We start from the raw sequence: 25,464 nt of genomic DNA on the forward strand, positions 1-25,464 counted from the left end.
CATGGCAAAACAAGTTTCTGATACTGAGCAAGCTCCTAAAGCTTCCGTTCCCAAAGAAGGGATATTGGATTTATTGTTTAACATGGATCCACTTACAGGTGGAGAATTACCTTTTAAGCTGGTTCTGCGGATTGCTTATGTGGCCTTGCTGATTTTGACTTATATCTATTATTCTATGTTAGCAGATGGGAAAATCCATCAAATAGCCAAAACTAAAGCGGAATTAGAAGAGATTCGGGCTGATTATACTACTCAGAAAGCCGAATTCATGAAGATTGGGAAACAGAGTTATTTGGCCATTGCTATGAAGAAATATGCCTTGGAATTAAGCTTGACACCGCCTACTAAAGTCGTTTATGATCAATCAAAAGAAGCTAAAAACAACGACTAGCTCATGGCAAAAGTAAAAAGACAAAATATTCGAGAAATTATTACCAAACGATTCATCGCCTTTTTTATCGTGGTGGTTATGTTGTTTTTGGTCTTAGTTATCAACTTGTACAAAATTGTATTCATCAACGGCGAGACTTTGCGGAATGATGTATTTAATACCTATATCAAGGAGCGAAGTGTGGAAGCCACGCGAGGAAATATTTACTCGGATGATGGAAGTTTATTGGCGACTTCTTTGCCTAAATACAGGTTAGGTTTAGACCCTTCCGTTTACAATAGAAATGCCGCGTCGGAAAAAAAATTCAAAGAACATATTGACGAACTGTCCATTGCCTTAGCCAATTTTTTTCAGGATCATACTGCTGATGAATACAAGAATAAGATTGTGTCAGCGAAAAAGAATGGTAAAAATTACCTCTTGTTGAATAACCGATTATTGGATTTTCAAGAACGTAAAAAGGTGGCTAAATTCCCTTTATTTAATTTAGGAGAAGCCACCAAAACGGGGATTGTATTCGATAAAGTAAATGTTCGTTATGCTCCTTTTGGTCAAATGGCCTATCGTACCGTTGGTTATTTAAAAGATAAAGTAGCTGTAGGTATCGAAGGTAGTTTTAACAAGGAATTAAAAGGAATACCAGGTAAAGGTCTGTTTGAGAAAATGGATAAAAACACTTGGCGACCTGTGGAAGGAGGAGAAGAATCTGTCCCTAAACCCGGATTAGATATTTATACTACCTTGGATATCAATATTCAAGATATTGTCGAATCGGCTTTGATGAAAGCCATGACCACTTATGAAGGTGATTATGGGGTGGTTATTGTGATGGAAACAGCCACGGGCGAAATCAAGGCGATTTCAAATTTGTCAAAGAACGCGAATTCACCCACAGGTTATTCAGAGAGCTTTAATTATGCGATTCGAGAAGCAAGGGACCCGGGATCGGTATTTAAATTACCTTCCATGATGGCCATGCTAGAGGAGGCCGATTTGCCATTGGACATGCCTGTATCTACTGGAAATGGAAAATACCATCATTATAATGGGACCATGTCTGACTCTCACCCGATGGGAACGATTTCGGTGGCTCAAGTGATAGAAAGTTCTTCTAATGTGGGCACTATGGTACTTATGAAAAAGGTATTTGCTTCTAAGCCAGCCAAGTTTTATGATTATTTAAAAAAGTATCATTTAATAGAATCCCTAAATTTTCAAATCCAACCAAATCCAAGGCCTAATTTTCCTGTTCCTGCCAAGTGGGATGCCTTTCAATTACTTTGGTCATCCGTGGGATATTCCACTCAATATTCCCCGCTACAGTTGATCTCTTTTTATAATGCTATTGCAAACAACGGGTATTGGATTCAACCTATCATTGTTACTAAAGCCACCCGTGCGGATGAAGTTGTGATTGATTATCGAGCTAGTCAGGTTAAGGATCAGGAGCCTTTATGCTCTCCCAAGACTTTAGAAAAAATTAAAAGTATGTTGGAAGGGGTGGTGACTAAAGGTACCGCCAATAATATCAAAGGGACCACCTATGGGATTGCAGGAAAAACTGGAACCGCCCAGCGTATCATCAATGGTCGATATATTCCGGGTAAATACTATACCTCTTTTATTGGTTATTTCCCTGTGAAAAAGCCTAAATACACGATTTTAGTTTCCATTGACAATCCACAAGGGCATGCAGAAGCAACCTATGCTCGGCAGGTAACAGCGCCGGTTTTCAAGGAAATTTCGGATAATATTTACTTGCGGGATATGAAACTTCAGCGCAAACTGGCCGGGACCTTACCAGATTCTTTAAACAAAGCATCTTTGAGCCATACGGTTCATCCCATGGATCAGTCCATATTGTATTCCAATTTTGGTTTACCGAAGGTAGAGGAAGATGGCAGTTGGTTACAGTTTAAAATGGATAAGCAATTGGTACAAAATACTCCATTGAGTTTTCCTGCTAAGACGGTACCTAATGTGGTAGGTATGAATTTAAGAGATGCCTTATTTACCCTGGAAAACAGAGGACTGAAAGTTAAAGCCAATGGTTTAGGAACCGTAGTAAGTCAGTCTTTAGCCCCGGGAAGTCCTACCCGAAAAAATCTTTTATTACAAATTCAACTTCAATAATATGGCATTAGTTAAGACCTTATTTCAATCGATTCCCACATTACAAATAGCTGGCGAAGATCAATCGGTTGAAATGTTGTGTTTTGATTCAAGAAAGGCACAGAAAGGATCTTTGTTTTTTGCCATGCGAGGCACACAAGTAGATGGTCACCAGTTTTTACCACAAGTATATGCCCAAGGTTGTACCGCTTGGGTGGTCGAGCAATTACCCGATGCTATTCCTGCTGATGTTATTTGTATTCAAGTAAAGGATTCCAATGAAGCCTTGGCTTTAGCTTCGGCAGAGTTCTATGGCAATCCTTCAAAGGAGTTGAAATTAATTGGAATTACAGGAACCAATGGAAAAACGACTTCTGTTACTTTATTATTTGAGCTTTTTAGAAAACTAGGACATCGTTGTGGTTTGATATCTACGGTTCAAAACAAGATTGAAGATCGAGTAATTCCTGCTACACATACGACACCCGATGCCTTGAGCTTACAAGCCTTGCTAAGGGAAATGAAAGAAGAAGGTTGTAGTCACGTTTTCATGGAGGTGAGTTCTCATGCCGTCGTACAAAAACGTATTTTTGGGGTTCAGTTTTGTGGAGCCATATTCTCCAATATTACTCGTGATCACCTCGATTTTCATGAGACTTTTGATGCCTATATTGCCGCTAAAAAAGGTTTTTTTGACGCCTTAGGTACTTCGGCCTTTGCTTTGACCAACGTTGATGATAAGCGCGGGATGGTCATGATACAAAATACCAAAGCCAAGAAATATACCTATGGCTTGTTGAATGCAGCTGACTTTAAAGCCAAGATTATTAGTAATGGACTGTCGGGATTGCAATTGGAAATCAATGGGCAGCATTTACATGCTCAATTGATTGGCACCTTTAATGCCTATAATTTACTAGCTATTTATTCCACAGCTATTATTTTGGGAGAGGATCCTTTAGAGGTATTGATTCAATTGTCCAGCCTAAAAACAGCTCCGGGAAGATTTGAACAAATGGCAGGGAGTCAACAAAAAATGGCCATTGTGGATTATGCCCATACACCTGATGCCTTGGAAAATGTTTTAAAAACCATTCAAGCAATTCGTACAAAAAATCAAAAAATCATCACCGTAGTAGGTTGTGGAGGTAACCGTGATGCGGGCAAAAGGCCAATCATGGCGGCTTTGGCTGCTAAATATTCGGATTCATTGGTATTGACATCAGATAATCCTAGAAAGGAAGATCCTGAATATATTTTAGATCAAATGGAAGCTGGATTGACGGAGGAAGAAAAGGGGAAAATGACTCGCTTGGTTGATCGAAAAGAGGGTATTTTTTATGCAATTCAGCATTTAGCGGGAGCAGGAGATATCATTTTAGTAGCAGGTAAAGGACATGAAACCTACCAAGAAATACAAGGTGTAAAATATGATTTCGACGATAAACAAGTCATTGGAGAAGCTTTTGAAGCCTCGAATTAATTTGTACATCGCTGTAAAATTTTGCATTTTTGCTTTTAATATCTAATCCAAATTTCAGAAATATGTTGTATTACCTTTTTGATTACCTAGATAAGCAATGGAACATTCCGGGAGCAGGGGTATTTCAATATATTTCATTTCGCGTGTTTATGGCTATCATAACCTCTTTGGGGATAGCAGCTATTTGGGGCAAAGCCGTTATTTATCGCTTGCAAAGACTTCAAATTGGAGAAGAAATACGGGATTTAGGTTTGGAAGGGCAAATGCAAAAGAAGGGCACGCCCACCATGGGAGGATTTATTATCCTTTTGTCATTAATTATCCCCACCTTACTTTTTGCTAAAATTACCAACGTATATATTGTACTGTTACTAACCTCTGCTATTTGGTTAGGTGCAGTTGGTTTTGCAGATGATTACATCAAGGTCTTTAAAAAGAATAAAGACGGATTATCTGGTCGCTTTAAAATTGTAGGTCAAATCGGTCTAGGGATTATCGTGGGTTTGACCATGTATTTCAATGAGCATATTAAAGTTAGGCTTTTTTCTAAAGTAAGTGTGTTAGCTGATGGATCCACTTTGCAGTCCTATACGGATCATAAATCCTTGATGACTACGGTGCCATTTTTGAAGAATAATCAGTTCGATTATAACATGCTTTTGCCAGATTTTATCCCTGATCATTATGTATGGGTGGTCTATGTTTTGGTTGTTATTTTTATCATCACGGCTGTTTCAAACGGCGCAAACATCACCGATGGATTGGATGGTTTAGCAGCAGGTACTTCCGTGATTATCGGTTTGACTTTGGCTATTTTGGCATATGTATCTGGTAATAAGGTTTTCTCCCAGTATTTAAATGTGATGTTTATTCCCAATTCAGGGGAGCTCGCTATCTTTTGTGCGGCCTTTGTTGGAGCATGCATCGGATTTTTGTGGTATAATGCCTATCCTGCCCAAGTGTTTATGGGAGATACGGGAAGTTTGATGTTGGGTGGAGTCATTGCCACCTTGGCTATTGTGATTCGCAAAGAAATGTTGATTCCCGTTTTATGCGGAATCTTTTTGGTGGAAAATCTATCAGTCATCATACAGGTGGCTTATTTCAAGTATACCAAACGAAAATATGGTGAAGGTAGGCGCGTCTTTTTGATGTCTCCTTTGCACCACCATTTTCAAAAGAAAAATTACCATGAGGCTAAAATTGTTATCCGCTTCCTAATTGTGGGTATTATTTTAGCTGTTATATCACTTGTCACATTAAAATTGCGCTAAGCGCTAGCTAGTTTTGAGTCAAATTTGCCTATTCCCACGAAACAAATCCTTTCAAGAAATTATTCCTTTGCCGGCTTCTAAATCGGAAAGTAACCGAGCATTGGTTATCAATGCTTTAGCGGGAGGAGCCTTGTCTAATGTATCTAATTTGGCGGAAGCAAGAGATACTCAAACCATGATTCGCTTATTGGCAGAGAATGGTGACGTGGCGGATGTGTTAGATGCCGGGACCACCATGCGTTTTTTGACGGCTTATTATGCCATCAAAGGTCAAAAGAAAAAAATGACGGGCACTCCAAGAATGTGCGAACGTCCTATCGGGATTTTGGTTGATGCATTAAGAACGCTTGGAGCAGATATTACCTACCTGAATCAGGAAGGTTACCCTCCCATGCAACTCAATGGATTTACCTATGCAGGAAATAGACATTTATCCATTCGTGGAGATGTGAGTTCACAATTTATTTCTGCCATTTTAATGCTTGCACCTCTCTTGCCAGAGGGTTTAGAATTAACGATTACAGGTTCATTGGGCTCAAAGCCCTATGTAGAAATGACACTGGCTCAAATGCGTCATTTTGGAATACAAGCCGAGGCAGATTGGAATAGAGCTGTTATTTCGATACCTGCTCAGAAATATCTAGTAAATCCATTTGCTGTGGAGTCAGACTGGTCGGGTGCTAGTTATTGGTATTCCATGGTAGCCCTATCTCCCTTTGATGATGCTTCTTTGGAGTTATTGGGCTTGAAAGAGAACTCCCTCCAAGGAGATTCCGCCATACAGCACATCATGGCAGAAATGGGAGTTAAAAGCACTTATACAGGAAGAGGGTTTTTGTTGACCAAAAGTAAAGCCAAGCCAAGTTTAGCTTGGGATTTCACGGATTGTCCTGATTTGGCCCAAACTATTTGTGTAGTAGCTGCCGCCAAAAATATTCATTTAACCTTGACGGGAATTGAGTCATTAAAAGTTAAAGAAACAGACCGCGTATTGGCACTTCAGCAAGAATTAAAGAAGATTGGTGGCCAATTAGTGGAGGTAGAAAAAGGGGTAAAATATGAATTATCAGGGCCAAACAACCTTGCTAGCAGCCAAGTACCTGAGTTTGATACCTACGATGACCACCGTATGGCTATGGCTTTTGCACCGCTGGGTTTAATAACAGAAATTGTTATTCATGAACCTGGGGTAGTAGCTAAATCTTACCCAAGCTTTTGGTCGCATGTCGACAAAATCTTAGATTCCGAGGTATAAGTATCTTGGTATTAATTCCTAGGGATATCAATATTTGTTGAATTTCACTTAGATTTGACAACCTTTGGAAGGTTGTCAAATCTACTCGAATTGAGCAGATTGATCAGATTGAGCAGAAATTACCTTAACGCAGGGACTTGTTTTTTTAACAATTCGAAGCCTCCAAATAATATACCAGAGAATAAGAATTGGCTAATCAAACTATTTTTCAAAAAGGGTAATCCCATGGCATAACACTGCATTAATCCATTCCAATCTTTCGAATACACCAGTTCATCTCCTACAATAGCAGCACCCATGCTCGGAATGTTTAACCAAACAGCGAAGTTAGAAAGTAGAAAGAAACCAATAACTACCGCTAAATTGGATGTTAAGAAGTTCAGCGCTGTCATTTTATTTTTCAACATATAGGTTCCGATTAATGAGATACCTACGAATAATGTCATATGGATAGGTGCAAAGCCCCATGAGAAGCCCTGGTAATATTGGGGGTAAACCAAATTGTTTAATACCAAGTTAGCCAACCAAATACTTAATATAGTCCAAGAGATGGATTGTGATTTACTGCTAAAATAGGCCCCAGCGAATAAGGCCATGGATGTAATGGGAGAAAAATTAGCCCAAGCCGGTCCAGCCAATATTAAAAGTCGGCTAACAACAGCTAGCAATAAAATGCAAATGAGGGTAAGCGTTCTTTTCGACATTATCTTAAAATTTGAAAGAATCTATTTTGGACTGGGAAAATAATTTCCAAAGGTAAAACAAAAGCAGTAATTTTATCTATTCGAATGGAATTTATGTATCAAGACTTGCCAAAAATTGGATTATTAGGGGGAGGACAGTTAGGCCGCATGCTTTTGCAAGCAGGTATTGATTTGGATTTTCAAATTTCCTGCCTTGATCCAGATCCTGAGGCGCCTTGCCATCGGCTAGCTTATGAATTCACCCAAGGGTCTTTTCAAGACTTTGACAAGGTCTATCAGTTCGGTCAAGGGCAAGATTTGATTAGTATCGAGATTGAACATGTGAATATTGATGCGCTAGAAAAATTGGCATCAGAAGGCAAACAAGTTTTTCCTCAGCCTCATTTGCTTCGGATGATTCAAGATAAAAGAACTCAAAAGCAGTTTTTCCAACAATATGGTTTTCCTACAGCCGATTTTCGATTAATTGAATCACGGGAAGAAATAAATCAACATCTGGATTTTTTACCGGCTTATCAAAAGTTAGGTAAAGGAGGATATGACGGGAAAGGAGTTCAATTGATTGCTGACGCATCTCAAATTGCCGAAGGTTTTGATGCACCTGGTTTATTGGAGAAGGCGGTAGATTTTGAAAAAGAACTGGCAGTCATCGTAGCAAGAAATATTCATGGGGAAGTAAAAGCCTTTCCGACTGTTGAAATGGTTTTTCACCCAATCCAAAATTTAGTAGAATTTCTGATTTCGCCAGCAGCTATTTCTAATGAAATTGAGGCTCAGGCAGTTGAAATAGCTACCCGCCTAATTGAAGAAATGAAAATGGTGGGAATATTAGCAGTGGAAATGTTTTTGACCAAAGACGGACAAGTCTTAATCAATGAAATAGCCCCACGTCCGCATAATTCTGGACACCAGACCATTCGGGCAAATGCTACTTCTCAATATGAGCAGCATTTGAGAGCCATCGCTGGTTTGCCCCTTGGAGATACCTCGACCAATGTTTTTGCTGGTATGTTAAATCTATTGGGAGAGCCAGGTTACGCAGGAAAAGTAAAATATGAAGGATTGGCTGACGCATTAGCTATTCCAGGAGTTTATCCATTTTTATACGGAAAAAAAATCACCAAGCCCTATAGAAAAATGGGTCATGTAAGTATCATTGGATCCAGTAGGGAAGAAGTAGAGGAGAAAGCCAAGCAAGTAAAAAAAATCATTCGTGTCATTAGTTAAGCATCAAAGGATATGGTAGGAATCATCATGGGAAGTAGTTCAGATCTTTCGGTTATGCAAGATGCAATCGAAGTCTGCAAGGAATTTGGAGTCGCTTATGAGGTAGATATTGTATCAGCTCATCGTACTCCGGTAAAAATGCTTCAGTATGCACAAACTGCCAAAGAGCGGGGCGTACAGGTAATCATTGCCGGTGCAGGTGGTGCAGCCCATTTACCGGGTATGGTAGCGTCCGCTACCATTTTACCAGTAATTGGAGTTCCTGTAAAATCGTCTAATTCCATTGATGGTTGGGATTCTGTCTTATCAATTCTTCAAATGCCCAATGGGGTTCCAGTAGCCACGGTCGCATTGAATGCCTCTAAAAATGCTGGTATTTTAGCGGTACAAATGTTAGCCATTTCGGATGCTACTTTATCTCAAAAATTAGTGACCTACAAGCAAGATTTAATTGAAAAGGTGGCTGAAATGAGCCAAAAAACTAAATCAAATTTGTCATAATTCATGAAAAATCCATTTTCATTCATCAAAGATAGTTCTACTGCCAAACTTCCATTAATCACTTTAGTGATTTTATTGGCGACTTTATTAGGCTTAATGATGGTGGGATATGAGCATTTTTTGAGTCCTAAGTCGGAGGAATTAGTAAAGGCTGAAAAGCTAAAAATGGAAGAGGATGAAACTTTGTTGGACGATCCTACACCCATCATCATTGATTCAACAGAAGATTTGGAGCCGAACTCCTCTGTGAATAGTTCCACTGATTCTATTGCTTCAGCGCAAGAAGCCTTAGAAGCCCAGAAAAAAGAAGCGGAAGCCGAAAAAGTACCTGAAGCAGAAAGCTTAAAAAATGTGGCTGGTAAAAATCATAGTTATACTGTCGAAAAAGGAGAGACATTTTTTGGCATAGCCAATCGATTTGGACTTAAACCTGACCAATTAAAAGCCCTCAATCCGGGTGTTGATCCCAATGGGATAAAAGTAGGAGTAACCAAATTGAATGTGAAAATTCAAACCATACATACGGTTGGGCCAGGCGATGTCCTTCGGGTAGTAGCCGCTAAATATGGCGTTTCTAAAAAATCCTTGATGGAAGTTAATCACAAAGATCAAGATATAACCCTGCGAGGAGAACAACTCATCATCCCTTTACATTAAATTATATTCCATGCGGAAAGCCCTAATTCTCTTTTTTTTGAGCATTATTTCCTGCACGGCCTTTTCGCAATCCATAGTAAGAACCTGTCAACCTTTTCAAGTAGATAGTCTTCAGTTTAAAGATTTGGTCTGGATGTTTGCCCAGCAAGACAGCTTGCTAGACTTAAATCCCTATACTCAATTGACCTTGATCTTAGAAGACCGTCAAGGAAAACGTTTGGAAAAAACTTTTCAATCAGATAGTACCTTTCGGATGAATGAGTCGGTAGATGAATATTTGGCTCAACGAATTATGATTGAAAAGCCCGATTTAACCGCTTTTTGGGCATTGGAATTAGAAGATGATATTAGTTTGTTTAAATCCCTTAAAGATAGTTTACAAGCGAAATTTAAGTTCAAATATTTTACCATGCGCTATTCTTCGGAGACGCGCTCATTAAAACAGCAATTAGCTTTACAGCGACGAGGTAAATCTAAAATTGCTTTATCCATGCATAATTTTAGCCTTGCCGCAGACGTCGCAATTTATCGGAAAAAACGTTATTTGAAACACGGGTTGATCTATGAGAAAATGGGTACAATCGCCAAAGACCTTGGGCTTTTTTGGGGAGGAGATTTTGTGGGTTTCCCAGATTTGGGCCATATTCAAGCCTTTAAAAATTCAGCAGAACTGCTTCGCCAACATCCTAATTTAGCCTTTGAATTTGAACATTTTAAGGCTAATTATGAACAGGTTTATACTCAAAAGGCCAGTGTGGGTCGAGAAGATTTAGTTCAAGATACCCAAGACCTTTTGGAAGCTATGAATGAATTTCGCTTGAATCAAGCTTGTCTTTGTGAAAAGGCACAACCCATTCCGGCAAGTGCCCATGCCTGGATAGCCAGTTACCAGCTAAATCCCAAACCGAGAATTCATGTTAATTTAAAAGATCAATGGGCCTATGTTCAAAGAGGTAACACGGGATATTTTTTTAGCTTAGGATTGTGGCAGCGGCAGGCTAAAAAGTAAAAGAATATCCTCTTAAAAATTCGGCTATTTTCATGCGTTTTTTTCCCTCCATTTGCCATTCCAAAATCTGGATGTACCCATCTGCGCATCCTACACGTAAATAGGTTTTTTGGTCTGAATCCCAAACTCCAATACCTAAGTCAGGAATGATTTCTGGGTGAAATGCTACTTGAATCAATTTGCAGTTTTTCCCTTGAAATTGGGTGTGGGAGCCAGGGAATGGATGCATACCACGCACTAAATTGATAATTTCTCGTCCCGTTTTGGACCAATGTACCTCACCCGTTGACCGATGTAATTTAGGTGCTGGCTTCATGTCACCTGTTAGGATTTGGGGAGTGGGATGTATATTGTTTTCTTGGATGGCTTGAGCTGTTTTAACGACCAATTTAGCCCCTTTATTCATAAGACGCTCGTAAAGTTCCCCCGTAGTATCTGTGGAAGAAATAACTTCTTTTTCTTGAAATAATAAATCTCCTGTATCGATTTCATGCTGTAGGAAAAAGGTCGTAACACCGGTTTCCGTTTCCCCATTGATCACCGCCCAATGAATAGGTGCTGCACCGCGATAATTAGGTAATAAGGAAGCATGCAGATTAAAGGTGCCAAGGGGAGGCATGTTCCAAACAGCTTCAGGTAACATGCGGAAGGCAACAATTACTTGTAAGTCAGCTTGATATGATTTTAATTCTTCTAAAAAAGCAGGGTCTTTTAATTTAAGTGGTTGCAGAACTGGTAAATTTTTACTTTCAGCAAAAATTTTAACTGGGGATGCTTGAATTTGTTGGCCTCTGCCTGCTGGTTTATCAGGGGCTGTAACCACGGCCACAACAGTGAAATTAGCTTCAATTAAAGCTTCTAGGCTAGCAACAGCAAATTCCGGAGTACCAAAAAAGACAATACGCATATATAATGGATCAATAATTCGGATATTCGAAATGATTTGGGAATCTCTCAGCTTTTTAATTACCTTTGCATGGCAAAATAAACCGAATTACGTGTTATTTATAAAATATTTATTTTAGGAACGAATCCGAAACAAAACTACGAATAAATTAAGTAGAACGGTCGGAGGCCGTTCTATTTTGTTTTTATCACCCTATATAATTAACAAAGCATATGGCAAAGTTACAATATTACACCGCAGAGGCCCTAGATAAGTTAAAGGCGGAATTGCATCACCTAAAGATTCAAGGTAGATCAGATATGGCTAAGCAAATTGCAGAAGCGCGTGATAAAGGTGATTTAAGTGAAAATGCCGAATACGATGCCGCCAAAGATGCTCAAGGACTTTTGGAACTAAAAATTTCAAAAATGGAAGAAATTGTGGCCAACGCTCGAGTATTAGATGAGTCAACCATTGACTTATCCAAGGTTTCTATTTATTCCATCGTTCAGATTAAAAATACCAAATCTGGAGCCGTGGTAACTTATACCATCGTTTCGGAAGAAGAAGCTGATTTGCGGGCTGGAAAAATTTCAGCATCCTCTCCATTCGGCAAAGGTTTATTAGGAAAGAAAGTAGGAGATTTGGCAGAAATTCAAGCACCAGCAGGGAAATTGGAATTTGAAATTATTTCAATTACTCGTTAAGATAATCGTTTCAAATCTTGAAATCCCAATCATTCGATTGGGATTTTTTGTATTTTAGGGGATATGAATATTCATTTTGCCCATCCCATGTATTTATGGGCCTTATTGGGATTAATCATACCACTTTGGATGCATTTTTACTCAAAAAAGGCAGCCAAGGTCCTATATTATTCGGATTTAAGTTGGCTTGAAAAGATTCATCAAGAAGGAAAAGGCCTTAAGCAAGTACAGAAAATATGGCTTTTGTTGGCGCGACTACTTAGCCTCTTTTTTTTGATACTAGGATTTGCCAATCCTTTGGGGCCATTATCCTTGAGCCAAGGAACCTCATCTCCAGTCATTCTTTATGTGGATAACAGCCCAACTCAAGTTTTGGGAAATAGAAAGGCCTATTTGGAGAAGTCCGAAGCACTTCCTGCTAGCCCTAATGGTCAAGCCCATGTGTTTTTTAATGATGTAGAAAGCCAAGATTTTGAATCCAAATCCTGGCCTCAAATCAAGGAACAATGGAACCAGCAAGGCCCAGGATTGAGTATAGTGAAGGCCTCTCAAGTGTTGGCCAATGCCCAGCAGATAGCCGAAGAAACGAACTCGAAACCATTATTGTATTGGTTTTCAGATTTCCCCAAGAATAAAGCCTTACCTGAATTTTCTAAAAAGGGTCAATATGTTTTACAGGCAATGAAAGGGATTGAAGCCGATAATATCTATGTGGATAGTCTTCGCTTGTCGCATAAATTCATTCGTCCCAATACCAGTTATGAATTAATTGTTCGGGTGAAGAATGGTGGAACAAAAGCAGCGAAAAATAGGCAGTTTTCACTTTATTTGAATGATTTCAAGATGGCAAGCCAGTCGGTAAATTTAAAACCTGATGAGTTGACTGAATTGCGTTTTCCATTTTCACTGAATAAATCGGGTGTTTACAAAGCAAAATTCATGTCGGATGATCCGGTTGCTTTTGATAATAGTTTTTATTTCCTGCTTCAAAGTTCCGCTCCTCGTAAGATCTTTGTGGTTGGAAACCCTCAAAATTTAGCCAAAGTATTTGAGCAGGAGGAATTCTTTGAATTTAAACCTATTTCTGCATCGGAAATATTGCCTTCTCATTTGCCTGATGATGCATTTATTTGCTTGGTAGGAGTAGAAGACATATCTGCTTCCGATTGGAAAGCCTTGAATTCATGGGTGGCCCAGGGGCATAGTATAGCTATTATTCCTAATCAGGGCCCCAATACGGCTACCTTACAAGATATCAACCGTTTTTTAATGGGATCAGGGAAACAGCTGTCTCAAACGGCACAATCTGAACTTCCAGTCCAACAAGTTTCCTCACGCCCTAGTTTTTTTCAAGAAATATTAGCTAAAAGATCGGGGAATCAAGGAGCTAAACTTTGGACTTCTAAGCCATTATGGGAATGGAATCCAGGCCCAGAAGTGTTGATTTCATGGATGAATGGAAAACCCTATTTAGAAAAAATTAGCTTAGGACAAGGATCAGTTTTTTTGTTTGCCTCATCCATTTTAACACCTCAGGATGGATTTAATAAACATGGCTTGTTTTTGCCTGTTTGGCATGAAATCGTATTGTCAAGTGCCTCCAACCCGGTATTGCATCAGCGAATCTCGCCCAATGGAGTTGACATAAAGGCCAGTCCAGATTTTGTGTTTGAATCACCCGAAAAAAGTTTATTGACTTGGCATAAACAAGGCCAACGTTTTATTCCTGAGCAAAATTGGAAGGGAAAGTCTTGGTTGTGTCAAATTCCTCTTAGCATGATGCAAGACCTAAGGTCTGGGGCAAGCGGTTTTGTCGAGGCTAAAATTGGTTCAAAAACCATGGCGACTTTGGCATTCAATTATCCCAAAGAGTTTAGTCAATTAGCAAGCTACTCCTTGGATGAACTGAAAGATCATTATCAAGGCCAAAGCCAGGTAAGTATCCAGCAGCAACTACCTCAGAATTTTGGGGAAAGCAATCCTAGCATGAGTTGGGCTATGTATTGTTTCGGTTTAGCTTTATTTTTCTTTTTAGTAGAAATGGCGCTAGTGATGTGGAATAGCTATTCCTCATGAACGAGCACCATAAATCGCTGATCCAACCCGTACCATGGTTGAACCCAATTGTGCCGCTAACAAGAAATCGCCAGACATACCCATGGATAATTCTTTCCACTTAACCAGGCCAGTAACATATCCTATTTCCTTGGATTGAAGTTTGATAAATAGCTCACGCAAGGAATTAAATTCACGAGTGACCTGTGCCTCATTCTCGGTAAAACTAGCCATTCCCATTAATCCTATGATCCTAATGTGCTGTAATTCAGCGAATTCAGGGCTTGATAAGATGCTCAATAATTCATTTTCATCAAGGCCAAATTTGCTTTCCTCTTGGGCAATGTACATTTGAAAAAGACATGGAATAATCCGGCCTACTTTTTTCCCTTGGGCATCAATTTCTTTTAATAGACGAAAAGAATCTACGGAATGAATTAAATGAACAAAGGGGGCAATATATTTTACTTTATTCGTTTGTAAATGACCGATTTGATGCCACCTGATGTCGTTTGGAAGTTGACTTTGTTTGTCCACCATTTCCTGTACTCGGTTTTCACCAAAGTCAAGAATGCCAGCATCATAGGTGGCTTTTAGTTCCTCAATGCTTCGAGTTTTAGTCACTGCAATGAGTTTCGCAGAACTAGATTTCAATTGTGATTGAATGGTTGAAATTTGTTGAGCGATGGACATGGTTGAAATTTGTAAAAGATTGAAAGAAGAAAAAAATAAAAGTAAAATTAATTTATTATTTTTGATTCTAGGAGTTTGATATGCATCAGCTTCTACCAGAAAAATTTGAACATGGAGTCAGATACTATGAGTTCCAAAGAGAAAAGTCAGCAGCGGATTATTGGAGTGCTTTCTTTGCTTCTTCTGATAATGAGCGGGCTTTGGGTGTTTGAGCGTTATCAAATTCAGCTATTTTCTCTGGGAAATACAGAGGAGAAATTCGCGGAGAATGCTAGTGAGCAGCTAGATTCTATCTCCAAGCAATTGCAATTGCGCATGATTCAAATCAAGAAACTAGGTGGCCGAGTAAGTGAATTGGAAATTGCTCGAGAGCAAATTTTGGGAGATAAAAAGGAACTTGCGGAAAATCCACAAATGGATGAAGCCGATTTTAAGCAGAAATTAGCGTATTATTTGCGCTTGTTGGGCTTGAAAGATCAGGAAATCAAGAAATTACGAAAAGAAAACACCTTCTTATTAGCCAGAAACGATTCATTGAGCCGAGAAGCAAAATTATTACAAGATGGTTTATCGAATGTTCAAAAGGCCTTAAAAGATTCTTCAGAAACTTTCGGCTTAAAACAAAGGGAGCTAAATGAGCGCTCCAGGATTTTAGAAGTAAGGAATCAAGAATTAGTAGAAAAGGTATCCGTGGCCGCAGCTTTACGCGCGGAGGGAGTTAATGTATATGCCATTTCTTCTCGTGGTAAAGAAGTGGGGATTCAAAAGTCAAAGAAAATTGATAAGATTCGAGTAATCTTTCACCTTCAAGAAAACCCTTTGGCATCCAAAGAAGTAAAAACTATTTATTTGCGTATTATTGAGCCAACAGGTCATACCCTGTCTGATTATTCTTTGGGCTCTGGAACTTTTACATTTAAATCCAAAGAGCTCTCTTATACAGCCAAGCAGCGAATATTTTATGAAAATAATCACCAGTCGGTCGAATTCATTTACGCCAGATCGGTTCCTTATCGAGAAGGAAAGCATGAAATAGAGTTATATGCGGAGGGATTCCTAATCGGGCTTGGTTCTTTCGAAGTTAAATAAGCAATTATTTCTTACAAGTTTTTGATTGTGAAGTATTTTTGATACTTTTGCAGTCCAATTTTAATTTTTTACTAACAACAATTTTTTATGGACTTAAAAAACTATGAGACGGTGTTCATTTTAACTCCCGTTTTGTCTGAGCAACAGACAAAGGACGCCGTTGAAAAATTCAAGAAAGTGTTGGTAGATAACGGTGCACAAATTGTTCACGAAGATGCATGGGGCTTACGTAAGTTAGCTTATCCTATCCAGAACAAGCACACAGGTTATTACCAGATTTTTGAATTTTTAGCGGCACCAGCATTAATTGCTAAGCTTGAACTTGAGTACAAGCGTGATGAGAAGGTTATTCGCTTCTTGACATTAGCCCTTGACAAGCACGCAGTTGCGTATAATGAGAAAAAGAGAAAAGGTTTAGTAGGTAGAAAACCAGAAAAAACAGAAGCATAAGATGACACTTGTAAACGAACCTGTAGATAAAAATAGTAATCGTAAAAAATATTGCCGATTTAAGAAGTCGGGTATTAAATACATTGATTTCAAAAATCCAGATTACTTATTAAAGTTAGTGAACGAGCAAGGAAAAATCTTGCCTCGTCGTATTACTGGTACTTCGTTGAAATTTCAACGTAAAGTTGCGCAAGCAGTAAAGAGATCTCGTCACTTGGCCTTAATGCCATATGTAGCTGACGGTTTAAAATAGACCAGGTACATCCTAATAACATTTGATTTTATACAAAAATGGAAATAATATTAAAAACGGATATTGCTGGATTAGGCTACAAGAACGATGTCGTGGTTGTGAAACCAGGTTACGGTCGTAACTACCTAATTCCACAAGGTTTTGCTATGATGGCAACACCGTCCAACCGCAAAGTCTTGGCTGAAAATATCAAGCAAGCGGCTCACAAGGTGGAGAAAATTCGTCAAGATGCTGCTGATTTAGCTGCTGCTATTGGTGACATGAATTTAACGATTGTTGCTAAAACTGGCGACAGTGGTAAAATCTTTGGTCGCGTTACTAGCCTTCAAATCTCTGAAATGTTGAAAGAAAAAGGATTCGATGTAGATCGTAAGAAAATCTCATTCGATAGCGAAGTAAAAACCATTGGTGATTACGCTGCTACTTTGGATTTACACAAAGAAGTGAAGCACAAAGTAACTTTCTCGGTTGTTTCTGAATAAGGAATAATACAGAATATATAGGAAGTCGTATCGGAGCTATTCTGGTACGACTTTCTTGTTTTATAGGCTATGTGTCATACTGAAATATGGCTTGCCTAAAACCTTAACCTGGACAGGGAAGTTATTAGTCGAATGAATAAAGCTTTATTTATTTTTTCTAAAGCAAAAAAAATCCCCTTGAGAAATCAAGGGGATTTTAATTTATTGAAGGAAAGAATTATTTCCCTAAAGCCGCTTTTAAATTTTCATCTAAAGCCGTTAAGAATTCTTCAGTATATAAGTAATGCTCTCCATGTTGTACTTTATTTCCATGGATACATACTGCTAAATCTTTCGTCATTTTTCCTGACTCCACGGTTTCCACACAAACTTTTTCTAAGGTTTGGCAGAAATTAATCAAAGCCTGGTTGTTATCTAATTTACCGCGGAACTCTAAACCACGAGTCCAAGCAAAGATAGATGCGATTGGGTTGGTAGAAGTAGGCTTTCCAGCTTGGTGATCACGGTAGTGACGAGTCACCGTTCCGTGAGCAGCTTCTGCTTCCATTACTTTTCCATCTGGAGTAATTAATACGGAAGTCATCAAACCTAATGAACCAAAACCTTGAGCTACGGTGTCAGACTGAACGTCTCCATCGTAGTTTTTACAAGCCCAAACAAAATTACCATTCCATTTCAAGGCAGAAGCTACCATGTCATCAATTAAACGGTGCTCATAAACAATGCCTTTTGCATCAAATTGCGCCTTGTAGTCAGCTTGATAGATTTCTTCAAAGATATCTTTGAAACGGCCATCGTATTTCTTTAAGATGGTGTTTTTAGTAGATAAGTATAAAGGCCATCCTTTGCTCAAAGCCATGTTAAAGCATGAGTGAGCAAAACCACGGATTGACTCATCTGTATTGTACATCGTTAATGCCACACCGTCACCTTTAAAGTTGTATACCTCAAAAGTTTGAGCATCACCGCCATCTTCTGGAGTGAAAGTAACCGTTAATTTACCTTTTCCTTTAGTTACAAAATCCGTAGCACGGTATTGGTCTCCAAAAGCGTGACGACCAATCATGATAGGAGCAGTCCAGTTAGGAACTAAACGGGGTACGTTGGCACATACGATTGGCTCTCTAAATACGGTTCCATCTAGGATATTACGGATAGTGCCGTTTGGCGACTTCCACATTTGTTTCAAATCAAATTCGGTTACACGAGCCTCATCTGGAGTGATGGTTGCGCATTTGATACCTACACCATATTTCTTGATTGCCTCAGCAGCCTCAATCGTTACTTGGTCATTGGTTTCATCACGATACTCTACCCCTAAGTCATAGTATTTAATATCTAGATCTAAATAAGGTAAGATCAATTTATCCTTGATGAATTTCCAAATGATTCGGGTCATTTCATCGCCGTCCAGTTCTACGACAGGGTTAGCTACTTTAATTTTTTCCATTGTTTAATACAAGTAAATGATGTTACGTTTAGAAAATTACCAGACCTCGTCATGATAATCCTGCAAAGGTAAAGACTAAATCTTTTTTACTCCATTATTTCCGCCTAAATTTGAAGAATTTACCAATAAATTTTTCATGGAGACAATTATTAAAATTGCATGTAAGGATGAGAAGGGCTTGGTTCATAAAATTACAGGCATCTTGTTGGAACAATTAGTCAACGTGACTCAAACCAATGAGTTTGTGGATGAGGGGTCTGATCGTTTCTTTATGCGGATATCTTTTACAGGGTCATATGATTTGGCCTTGGTACAAAGTCAATTGATTGACCTACTTCCAGAAAAATCAGAGGTTGAGATTATACCTCCTAAGCAAAAACGTGTTCTAATTTTAGTCACTAAAGAGCATCATTGTTTAGGTGAATTATTGATTAAGCACCAATATCAAGACTTGAATTTTAAATTGGAAGGTGTCCTTGCTAACCATGAGGACCTAGCTCCTCTGTGTCAGCAGTTCCAGGTGCCCTTTCATTATATTTCTGCCGATGGTTTATCTCGGGAGGCCCACGAGGATTTACTTAATCAGCAGATTGATTTCTATCAACCTGATTTAATTGTCCTGGCCAAATACATGCGAATATTGACACCTCAATTTTCCAAAAAATACCTGGGTCGTCTCATAAATATCCATCATTCCTTCTTGCCAGCATTTATTGGGGCTAGGCCATACCAACAAGCCTTCAATCGGGGTGTTAAGATCATCGGTGCCACGGCTCATTTTGTTACCGATGATTTAGATGAAGGACCAATCATTTGTCAAGAGATTGTACCTGTGAATCATACCTATTCGGCTAAGGATATGTCCAAGGCAGGTAAGGATGTGGAGAAAATTGTATTAGCCAAGGCTTTGCGCTTGGTTTTAGAGGATCGGGTTTTTATTCATCAAAACAAGACCATCTTATTTGAATAATTTTTGCTTGAAAAAGCGTAAATTGCAGTCCCTTTTTTAATTGATTCAAAATTATGTTTGAGAATTTAAGTTCGAAGTTAAACTCTGCCATGCGTACCCTAAAGGGGAATGGCCGAATTACGGATGTCAATGTAGCGGCAACGGTTAAGGAAATTAGAAGAGCCTTAATGGATGCCGACGTGAACTATAAAGTAGCCAAGGAAATTACTGATCGAATTAAGGAGCAGGCTTTGGGTCAAAAGATTTTGATTTCAGTAGAACCTGGTCAATTATTGGTGAAGATTGTTCACGAAGAATTGACTCAATTGATGGGAGGCCAAAAGCAAGAAATCAATTTGAAAGGAGACCCTTCTGTGGTTTTAATTGCAGGTCTACAGGGTTCTGGTAAAACTACTTTTTCTGGAAAATTAGCGCAATACATCAAAAAAGGAGGCCGTCAAGTTTTATTGGTGGCTTGTGATATTTACCGTCCTGCTGCGATTGACCAATTGAAAGTGTTGGGAGAGCAAGTAGGGGTAGAGGTATATGCTGAACCAGAAAATAAGAATGCGGTAAGCATTGCAGAAAATGCTTTATCATATGCTCGTAAAATGGGTAAGAAAGTCGTGATTGTCGATACCGCAGGTCGTTTGGCGGTGGACGAGGCGATGATGAATGAGATTGCAGCGGTGAAAGCTGCCATTAAGCCTACCGAGATTTTGTTCGTAGTGGATTCCATGACGGGTCAAGATGCGGTAAATACGGCCAAGACCTTCAACGATCGTTTGGATTTTGATGGGGTGGTGTTGACTAAATTGGATGGTGATTCTCGTGGTGGTGCGGCTTTATCTATCCGTCAGGTAGTTGAAAAACCGATCAAGTTTATTTCTACAGGAGAGAAGATGGAAGCCTTGGATCAGTTTTATCCTGATCGTATGGCGAACCGTATTTTGGGTATGGGCGACGTCCTTTCATTGGTAGAAAGAGCACAGCAAGCCTTTGATGAAGATGAAGCAGCCCGTTTAAATAAGAAGATACGTCAGAATAATTTCTCATTTGAGGATTTTTATGCGCAGTTGCAGCAAATCAAAAAAATGGGAAATATCAAGGATTTGATGGGGATGGTGCCAGGTATGGGTCAAGCAGTTAAGGATGTAGATATTTCGAATGATTCATTCAAGCCAATTGAGGCAATCATTCAATCGATGACTTTGAAAGAGCGTCAAAATCCTGATATATTGAACCCTTCGCGCAAAAATCGTATTGCTGTTGGGTCGGGTACCTCGATTCAGCAGGTTAATAACTTATTGAAGCAGTTTGAAGATATGCGTAAAATGATGCGCATGATGAACAAAGTGCAGGATGGCAAGATGAAAATGCCTAACATGGCGAATATGATGAAGCGCTAAGTTTCATTCAAGAAAAAGCATAGAAAAAGGGAGCTTAGGCTCCCTTTTTAGTTTTATTGGCTAGGTTTTGTTTCTCGGATTTCAACCAATTTCACCAAGGCTTCCAACATGTATGTGATTGGTATAAAGATTAAAAATGCATAAGCCATAATCCGAGTGTTCAAGTGATACACGATTGGAAAATTGGCAGCCATCATGGCCAATGTAAATGTGGGTAGCTTATGTCTAATCAAGGCAATCTTCAAGTGAATAAATTTATTATTAGCCGAAACGATAGTGGGTTTTGACTTAACTATTCCGAAGAAAATAAGCCTTAATCTGAAATGTCCATAATTTTTAGATAATTCCCCTAATTGAATTTCATTTTGTAAAGGGAAAAGGACACCATCAATTTCTAATTTACAAGGAATAAATAGGGTGAAGTATATCGGAGTTTGATCGAAATACAAAGTTGTATTCATGGGATTTAGTGGTTTTGGTATATGTATAAACAAGCATCAAATAAGCTTAAAGCCTTTGAAAATTGTCTAATAAAAGTAGGTAATATTTGAAATCAAGCCTTTAAGCTAGGATAAATTATAAGTTTACTGATAAATTATTATCAATAAACTTATAATCTGCCTAAAGCTGAATTGGAAATTACTTCCGAATAATCGCTCCTAATTCTTTCTCAAAACGTTGAATGAATCGCTCCATGGTGGAGTCAATCACCTTGTCGGTCAAGGTTTGATTTTCATCTTGCAAGATGAAACTAATGGAATATGATTTCTTGCCTTCGCCTAAGTTTTTGCCTTCATAAACATCAAAAATAGCCACTTGCTTCAAGATATTTTTTTCGGTTTGCTCCGCTACCCGTTGGATCGCTTGAAAACTTACTTCTTTATTGATAACCAAAGATAAATCACGTCTTACCTCTGGGAACTTCGAAATTTCTTGGTAGACAAAATCACTTTTCTCTTGTTTTACCCAATAATCCCAATCGAAATCCGCTATAAAGACATCCTGCTTGACATCAAATTTATCCGCCAAATTTGGGTGAATCATGCCTAATTCAAGGCAAGTTTTCTTTTGAACAGAAATACGCAAACCATAGGCAAAAACAGAGGATCCTTCTATGACTTCGGTATCAAATGGCTTATTGCCTAAATGTTGCATTAAGGCCTTACTCACTTGAAATAAATGATATAATTTCGATTTTTGAGGGGTTTGATCCCACGTTTCTCCCTGCCAAAGCCCGGTCGAATATAAGGCAAGATGACGTTTTTCTAGGTATTTAGCTCCTTTTTTATGATAGGTTTTACCAAATTCAAATAATTTCAAATCCTTCTGACGACGGTTGATGTTATGGGCCAAAGCTTCTAAACCATGGAATACCATGTGCTGGCGCATAACGCCTAAATCTTCCGAAAGTTTATTCAAAATCTCTACAGATTCAAAACTTAGATCCTGTTGAATCCAGGTATGAAACTCCGCCTTTGTCAAGGAGTTACTGATAATTTCCTGAAACCCTTTGGCTGCTAATTGATATGAAACCGTTTGTTGGACTTTTTCCTTATCCAAGGCAGGAAACTCGGAAATGAAATGAGCACTTAAATGTTCTGACAATGGAATGTTATCCAAGCCATGTATTCTCAAAATTTCTTCAATCACATCCGCTTCTCTCGTTACATCTACTCGATAGGCTGGGGCAATGGCAGTGAATCCTTGAGCATTGATATTTACTAAAGTGAAATCTAATGCTTGAAGTATTTCTTGAATACGAGCTGGCGCTAATTCAATTCCCATGATGGATTGAATGCGTTCAAAGGTCATCTCAATTTTGGCTAATTCAGGTTGGTTAGGGTAATAATCCAATAAAGTAGAAGCTACTTTTCCTCCTGCTAATTCCTGAATTAAGATGGTCGCATATTGTAAGGCTAATAATTTAGCTTCCACATCGGTTCCTCGTTCAAAACGGAAAGAAGCATCTGTTTTTAAGCCATGCACTTGAGACGATTTACGAATACGCTCCGGTTTGAAATGGGCTACCTCTAAAAATACACGCGTAGTGCTTTCTTGAATGCTCGAATTGGCTCCCCCCATGATTCCGGCTAATCCTATCGGACCAGCAGCATCACAAATCATGATTTCTTCTCCGTCAAGTTTACGTTCTACTCCGTCCAAAGTAGTAAAGGAAGTTCCAGCCGCTAAGGTCTTAACAATTAGTTGTTGCCCTTTTATTTGTTCTGCATCATAGGCATGCATCGGTTGACCCAATCCATGGCAAATGAAATTAGTTATATCTACAATATTATTGATCGGACGTAAGCCAATAGCTTGTAAACGGTCCTTCAACCATTCGGGTGAAGGGCCAACTTGAACATGATCGAGGCTAATACCGCAAAAACGGGTACAGCCCTCATCTTCAATTTTAACCTGTACAGGAAAGTTGTTGGGACCTTCTTGGAAAGCAGAAACATCAGGTAATTGAATGGCTAAACCACTCACCGCACGAATATCTCGAGCGACACCCCAATGAGAAGCGGCATCTGCACGGTTGGGAGTAAGACCAATTTCTAATACTAAATCCGATTGAATTTTGAAATATGTGGTAGCTGGTGTGCCATTCGCCAAATCTGTTTCTAAAACCAATATGCCGTCATGTGAATCTCCAATACCTATTTCATCTTCAGCACAAATCATGCCTTCAGAAACTTGTCCGTAAACTTTTCTTTTTTCAATGGTAAACACGGGTTTACCCTCTTTGTCGTACAACGTAGTCCCTGGGGTAGCTACAATTACTTTTTGACCTTGGGCTACATTGGCCGCTCCACAAACGATTTGAAGTAATTCATCTTGTCCTACGTCCACCATAGTGGCACTCAAGGTTTTTTCTTTGACTTGGAATTTTTCACAGCTAATCACTTCACCCACCACAAAACCTTTCAATCCACCAGGAATTTGATCATGTGCTTCTATGCCTTCTACCTCCAGCCCTGTATTAGTTAAAAGAACATCCAATTCTTCAGGACTACCTTGGTGTGGAAGTTGTGATAAATCGATAAAATCGTTAAGCCAAGTTGTTGAAATCTTCATATTCGATTACCTAGGGAATTTCATTTTATAATCCACAGAAACTTTTCCGCGGGTGATATCCATTAATTTATTTTTGATTAGGCGTTTTTTAACCACATTCAAATGATCGGTGAAAAGAATGCCTTCAATATGGTCGTATTCATGTTGGATGATTCGAGCGGCTAATCCTTCAAAAACTTCTTCTTTTTCTTCCCAATGCTCGGTATAATAGTGAATTTTGACATATTCTGGTCGCCATACTTCACCTCTTATACCCGGAATGGATAAGCAGCCTTCTTCAAATCCCCATTCTTCCCCTGTTTCATCAATGATCGTTGGGTTGACAAAAACCTTTTTGAAATCTATCAAAGAAGTATCAATATCCTCTTCCTCTTCCCCTTCATTCATAGGGCGTCCATCCACCACAAATAAACGGATGTCCTTACCAATTTGAGGAGCGGCCAAACCTACTCCACTTGCAGCATACATGGTTTCAAACATGTCATCAGCAAGTGTGATTAAGTCAATACTGTCTGGCTCTATGTCTTTAGCTACCTTTCTAAGAACAGGGTCACCGTAGGGTATGATTGGGTATATCATGGTCAAAGGAATTCAAACTACGAATTTAACTAAATTAAATGGAAAGCCCGCTAAACCTTTATGCTTTGGAATGTCTAAATAGGACTGATTTCAGCATATTTTTTGTAATTTTGTGGGATTAAATCCTGAGTAGCAATTTAACCTAGAAAAAATAATATGAATAGAAACTTCTTTAAGGCGCATCCATGGCATGGAATTCAAATTGGTGATCAAATGCCAGAATTGGTAACGGCTTTTATTGAAATTGTGCCGACTGACACCGTTAAATATGAAATTGACAAGCAGACAGGCTATTTGAAGATCGATCGTCCTCAAAAGTTTTCTAATATAGTACCCGCCTTATATGGCTTTTTACCTCAAACATATTGTGCAGAAGGAATTGCTGAATTGGCTAGAAAATATTCTGGAAAGGAGATTTTACAAGGAGACGGCGATCCATTAGATATTTGTGTCTTATCTGAGCGTGCCATTACCCATGGAGATATTTTATGTCAAGCCATTCCTATCGGAGGTATACGTATGATTGACAAAGGTGAGGCAGATGATAAGATTATTGCGGTGTTGAAAGATGATCCTATTTATGGTAAATGGAGAGATATCTCTGATGCACCTAAGGATATTGTCCAGCGACTAAGACATTATTTCTGGACATATAAAATGCTACCAGGTGAGACAAGTTCGTTGGCAGTAGATATTGATGATGTATATGGAAGAGAAGTGGCTCATGAAGTAATTCGTCAATCAAGGGAGGATTACCGTAAAAACTTCGGATAG

Annotated in this window: 25 protein-coding genes; 18 read left to right on the top strand and 7 right to left on the bottom strand. The window is 38.9% G+C overall.

All coding sequences use genetic code 11. The features are described from left to right. Position 1 precedes the first annotated feature (1 nt). The 5 genes from ACST15_RS08115 (at position 2) to ACST15_RS08135 (ending at position 6,515) form a co-directional block, all read left to right on the top strand. Positions 2-391 (top strand): FtsL-like putative cell division protein, encoded by a 390-nt coding sequence (locus tag ACST15_RS08115; RefSeq protein WP_459454158.1) that lies wholly within the window; start codon positions 2-4, stop codon positions 389-391. A gap of 3 nt (positions 392-394) precedes the next feature. Beyond that, complete coding sequence (locus ACST15_RS08120; RefSeq protein WP_459454159.1) at positions 395-2,524, top strand: penicillin-binding protein; 2,130 nt, start codon at positions 395-397, stop codon at positions 2,522-2,524. A gap of 1 nt (position 2,525) precedes the next feature. After that, positions 2,526-3,986, top strand: a complete 1,461-nt coding sequence (locus ACST15_RS08125) for a UDP-N-acetylmuramoyl-L-alanyl-D-glutamate--2,6-diaminopimelate ligase (protein ID WP_459454160.1) — start codon at positions 2,526-2,528, stop codon at positions 3,984-3,986. A gap of 62 nt (positions 3,987-4,048) precedes the next feature. Further along, positions 4,049-5,260 (top strand): phospho-N-acetylmuramoyl-pentapeptide-transferase, encoded by a 1,212-nt coding sequence (gene mraY / locus ACST15_RS08130; RefSeq protein ID WP_459454161.1) that lies wholly within the window; start codon positions 4,049-4,051, stop codon positions 5,258-5,260. A gap of 13 nt (positions 5,261-5,273) precedes the next feature. Continuing rightward, positions 5,274-6,515, top strand: coding sequence for a 3-phosphoshikimate 1-carboxyvinyltransferase (locus tag ACST15_RS08135; RefSeq protein ID WP_459454162.1), 1,242 nt, complete (start codon positions 5,274-5,276; stop codon positions 6,513-6,515). 119 nt (positions 6,516-6,634) lie between these two features. Here the strand turns inward: ACST15_RS08135 and ACST15_RS08140 are convergent, their stop codons facing one another. Then, positions 6,635-7,219, bottom strand: coding sequence for a DUF6580 family putative transport protein (locus ACST15_RS08140; RefSeq protein WP_459454163.1), 585 nt, complete (start codon positions 7,217-7,219; stop codon positions 6,635-6,637). 93 nt (positions 7,220-7,312) lie between these two features. On the opposite strand from ACST15_RS08140, the gene ACST15_RS08145 reads away from it, so the two are divergent. From ACST15_RS08145 to ACST15_RS08160, 4 genes are read left to right on the top strand one after another with little or no spacing between them, the layout of a single operon-like run. Next, on the top strand, positions 7,313-8,446 hold the full coding sequence (locus ACST15_RS08145) for a 5-(carboxyamino)imidazole ribonucleotide synthase (protein ID WP_459454164.1): 1,134 nt from the start codon (positions 7,313-7,315) through the stop codon (positions 8,444-8,446). 12 nt (positions 8,447-8,458) lie between these two features. Beyond that, positions 8,459-8,947, top strand: a complete 489-nt coding sequence (gene purE, locus ACST15_RS08150; protein ID WP_459454165.1) for a 5-(carboxyamino)imidazole ribonucleotide mutase — start codon at positions 8,459-8,461, stop codon at positions 8,945-8,947. A gap of 3 nt (positions 8,948-8,950) precedes the next feature. After that, positions 8,951-9,604, top strand: coding sequence for a LysM peptidoglycan-binding domain-containing protein (locus ACST15_RS08155; protein ID WP_459454166.1), 654 nt, complete (start codon positions 8,951-8,953; stop codon positions 9,602-9,604). 10 nt (positions 9,605-9,614) lie between these two features. Next, positions 9,615-10,613, top strand: coding sequence for a M15 family metallopeptidase (locus ACST15_RS08160; protein WP_459454167.1), 999 nt, complete (start codon positions 9,615-9,617; stop codon positions 10,611-10,613). Here the strand turns inward: ACST15_RS08160 and fmt are convergent. Beyond that, the gene (gene fmt / locus ACST15_RS08165) at positions 10,603-11,520 is read right to left on the bottom strand and encodes a methionyl-tRNA formyltransferase (protein ID WP_459454168.1); all 918 of its coding nucleotides are present in this window, start codon (positions 11,518-11,520) and stop codon (positions 10,603-10,605) included. The two genes, ACST15_RS08160 and fmt, sit on opposite strands and share 11 nt — an antisense overlap. Before the next feature lie 212 nt (positions 11,521-11,732). Here fmt and greA point away from each other — a divergent pair, with 212 nt between their 5' ends. After that, positions 11,733-12,206 (top strand): transcription elongation factor GreA, encoded by a 474-nt coding sequence (greA, locus tag ACST15_RS08170; RefSeq protein WP_223142889.1) that lies wholly within the window; start codon positions 11,733-11,735, stop codon positions 12,204-12,206. A 63-nt stretch (positions 12,207-12,269) separates the two neighbouring features. Next, positions 12,270-14,282 carry a BatA domain-containing protein gene (locus ACST15_RS08175; protein WP_459454169.1) on the top strand — a complete coding sequence of 671 codons (2,013 nt, stop codon included), beginning with the start codon at positions 12,270-12,272 and terminating at the stop codon, positions 14,280-14,282. On the opposite strand, the gene ACST15_RS08180 is transcribed toward ACST15_RS08175, so the two are convergent. Further along, positions 14,277-14,954, bottom strand: a complete 678-nt coding sequence (locus ACST15_RS08180; protein ID WP_459454170.1) for a YggS family pyridoxal phosphate-dependent enzyme — start codon at positions 14,952-14,954, stop codon at positions 14,277-14,279. The two genes, ACST15_RS08175 and ACST15_RS08180, sit on opposite strands and share 6 nt — an antisense overlap. 111 nt (positions 14,955-15,065) lie before the next feature. Here ACST15_RS08180 and ACST15_RS08185 point away from each other — a divergent pair, with 111 nt between their 5' ends. The 4 genes from ACST15_RS08185 to rplI all read left to right on the top strand — a co-directional run bounded on the left by ACST15_RS08185 (position 15,066) and on the right by rplI (position 17,228). Continuing rightward, positions 15,066-16,043, top strand: coding sequence for a hypothetical protein (locus tag ACST15_RS08185; RefSeq protein ID WP_459454171.1), 978 nt, complete (start codon positions 15,066-15,068; stop codon positions 16,041-16,043). 87 nt (positions 16,044-16,130) lie between these two features. Beyond that, on the top strand, positions 16,131-16,493 hold the full coding sequence (rpsF, locus tag ACST15_RS08190) for a 30S ribosomal protein S6 (RefSeq protein ID WP_459454172.1): 363 nt from the start codon (positions 16,131-16,133) through the stop codon (positions 16,491-16,493). A gap of 1 nt (position 16,494) precedes the next feature. Further along, positions 16,495-16,746: a 30S ribosomal protein S18 gene (gene rpsR / locus ACST15_RS08195; RefSeq protein ID WP_109322123.1), complete on the top strand. Its 252-nt coding sequence runs from the start codon at positions 16,495-16,497 to the stop codon at positions 16,744-16,746. Between the two features lie 38 nt (positions 16,747-16,784). Beyond that, positions 16,785-17,228, top strand: a complete 444-nt coding sequence (gene rplI / locus ACST15_RS08200) for a 50S ribosomal protein L9 (protein ID WP_223142885.1) — start codon at positions 16,785-16,787, stop codon at positions 17,226-17,228. Between the two features lie 217 nt (positions 17,229-17,445). Here rplI and ACST15_RS08205 read toward each other — a convergent pair whose 3' ends face one another. After that, positions 17,446-18,678 carry an isocitrate dehydrogenase (NADP(+)) gene (locus ACST15_RS08205; protein ID WP_459454173.1) on the bottom strand — a complete coding sequence of 411 codons (1,233 nt, stop codon included), beginning with the start codon at positions 18,676-18,678 and terminating at the stop codon, positions 17,446-17,448. 136 nt (positions 18,679-18,814) lie between these two features. Between ACST15_RS08205 and purU the strand changes: the two genes are divergently transcribed. Continuing rightward, positions 18,815-19,648 carry a formyltetrahydrofolate deformylase gene (purU, locus tag ACST15_RS08210; RefSeq protein ID WP_459454174.1) on the top strand — a complete coding sequence of 278 codons (834 nt, stop codon included), beginning with the start codon at positions 18,815-18,817 and terminating at the stop codon, positions 19,646-19,648. Between the two features lie 53 nt (positions 19,649-19,701). Next, positions 19,702-21,036 carry a signal recognition particle protein gene (ffh, locus tag ACST15_RS08215; RefSeq protein ID WP_109322127.1) on the top strand — a complete coding sequence of 445 codons (1,335 nt, stop codon included), beginning with the start codon at positions 19,702-19,704 and terminating at the stop codon, positions 21,034-21,036. A gap of 53 nt (positions 21,037-21,089) precedes the next feature. Here the strand turns inward: ffh and ACST15_RS08220 are convergent, their stop codons facing one another. The 3 genes from ACST15_RS08220 to def all read right to left on the bottom strand — a co-directional run bounded on the left by ACST15_RS08220 (position 21,090) and on the right by def (position 24,690). Then, positions 21,090-21,497 carry a hypothetical protein gene (locus tag ACST15_RS08220; RefSeq protein ID WP_459454175.1) on the bottom strand — a complete coding sequence of 136 codons (408 nt, stop codon included), beginning with the start codon at positions 21,495-21,497 and terminating at the stop codon, positions 21,090-21,092. 178 nt (positions 21,498-21,675) lie between these two features. After that, positions 21,676-24,111, bottom strand: coding sequence for a phenylalanine--tRNA ligase subunit beta (pheT, locus tag ACST15_RS08225; protein ID WP_459454176.1), 2,436 nt, complete (start codon positions 24,109-24,111; stop codon positions 21,676-21,678). Positions 24,112-24,117: 6 nt separating this feature from the next. Continuing rightward, positions 24,118-24,690 carry a peptide deformylase gene (def, locus tag ACST15_RS08230; RefSeq protein WP_459454177.1) on the bottom strand — a complete coding sequence of 191 codons (573 nt, stop codon included), beginning with the start codon at positions 24,688-24,690 and terminating at the stop codon, positions 24,118-24,120. 156 nt (positions 24,691-24,846) lie between these two features. Between def and ACST15_RS08235 the strand changes: the two genes are divergently transcribed. Continuing rightward, the gene (locus tag ACST15_RS08235) at positions 24,847-25,464 is read left to right on the top strand and encodes an inorganic pyrophosphatase (protein ID WP_223142879.1); all 618 of its coding nucleotides are present in this window, start codon (positions 24,847-24,849) and stop codon (positions 25,462-25,464) included.

It is taken from the genome of Aquirufa sp. Wall-65K1, assembly GCF_054558475.1.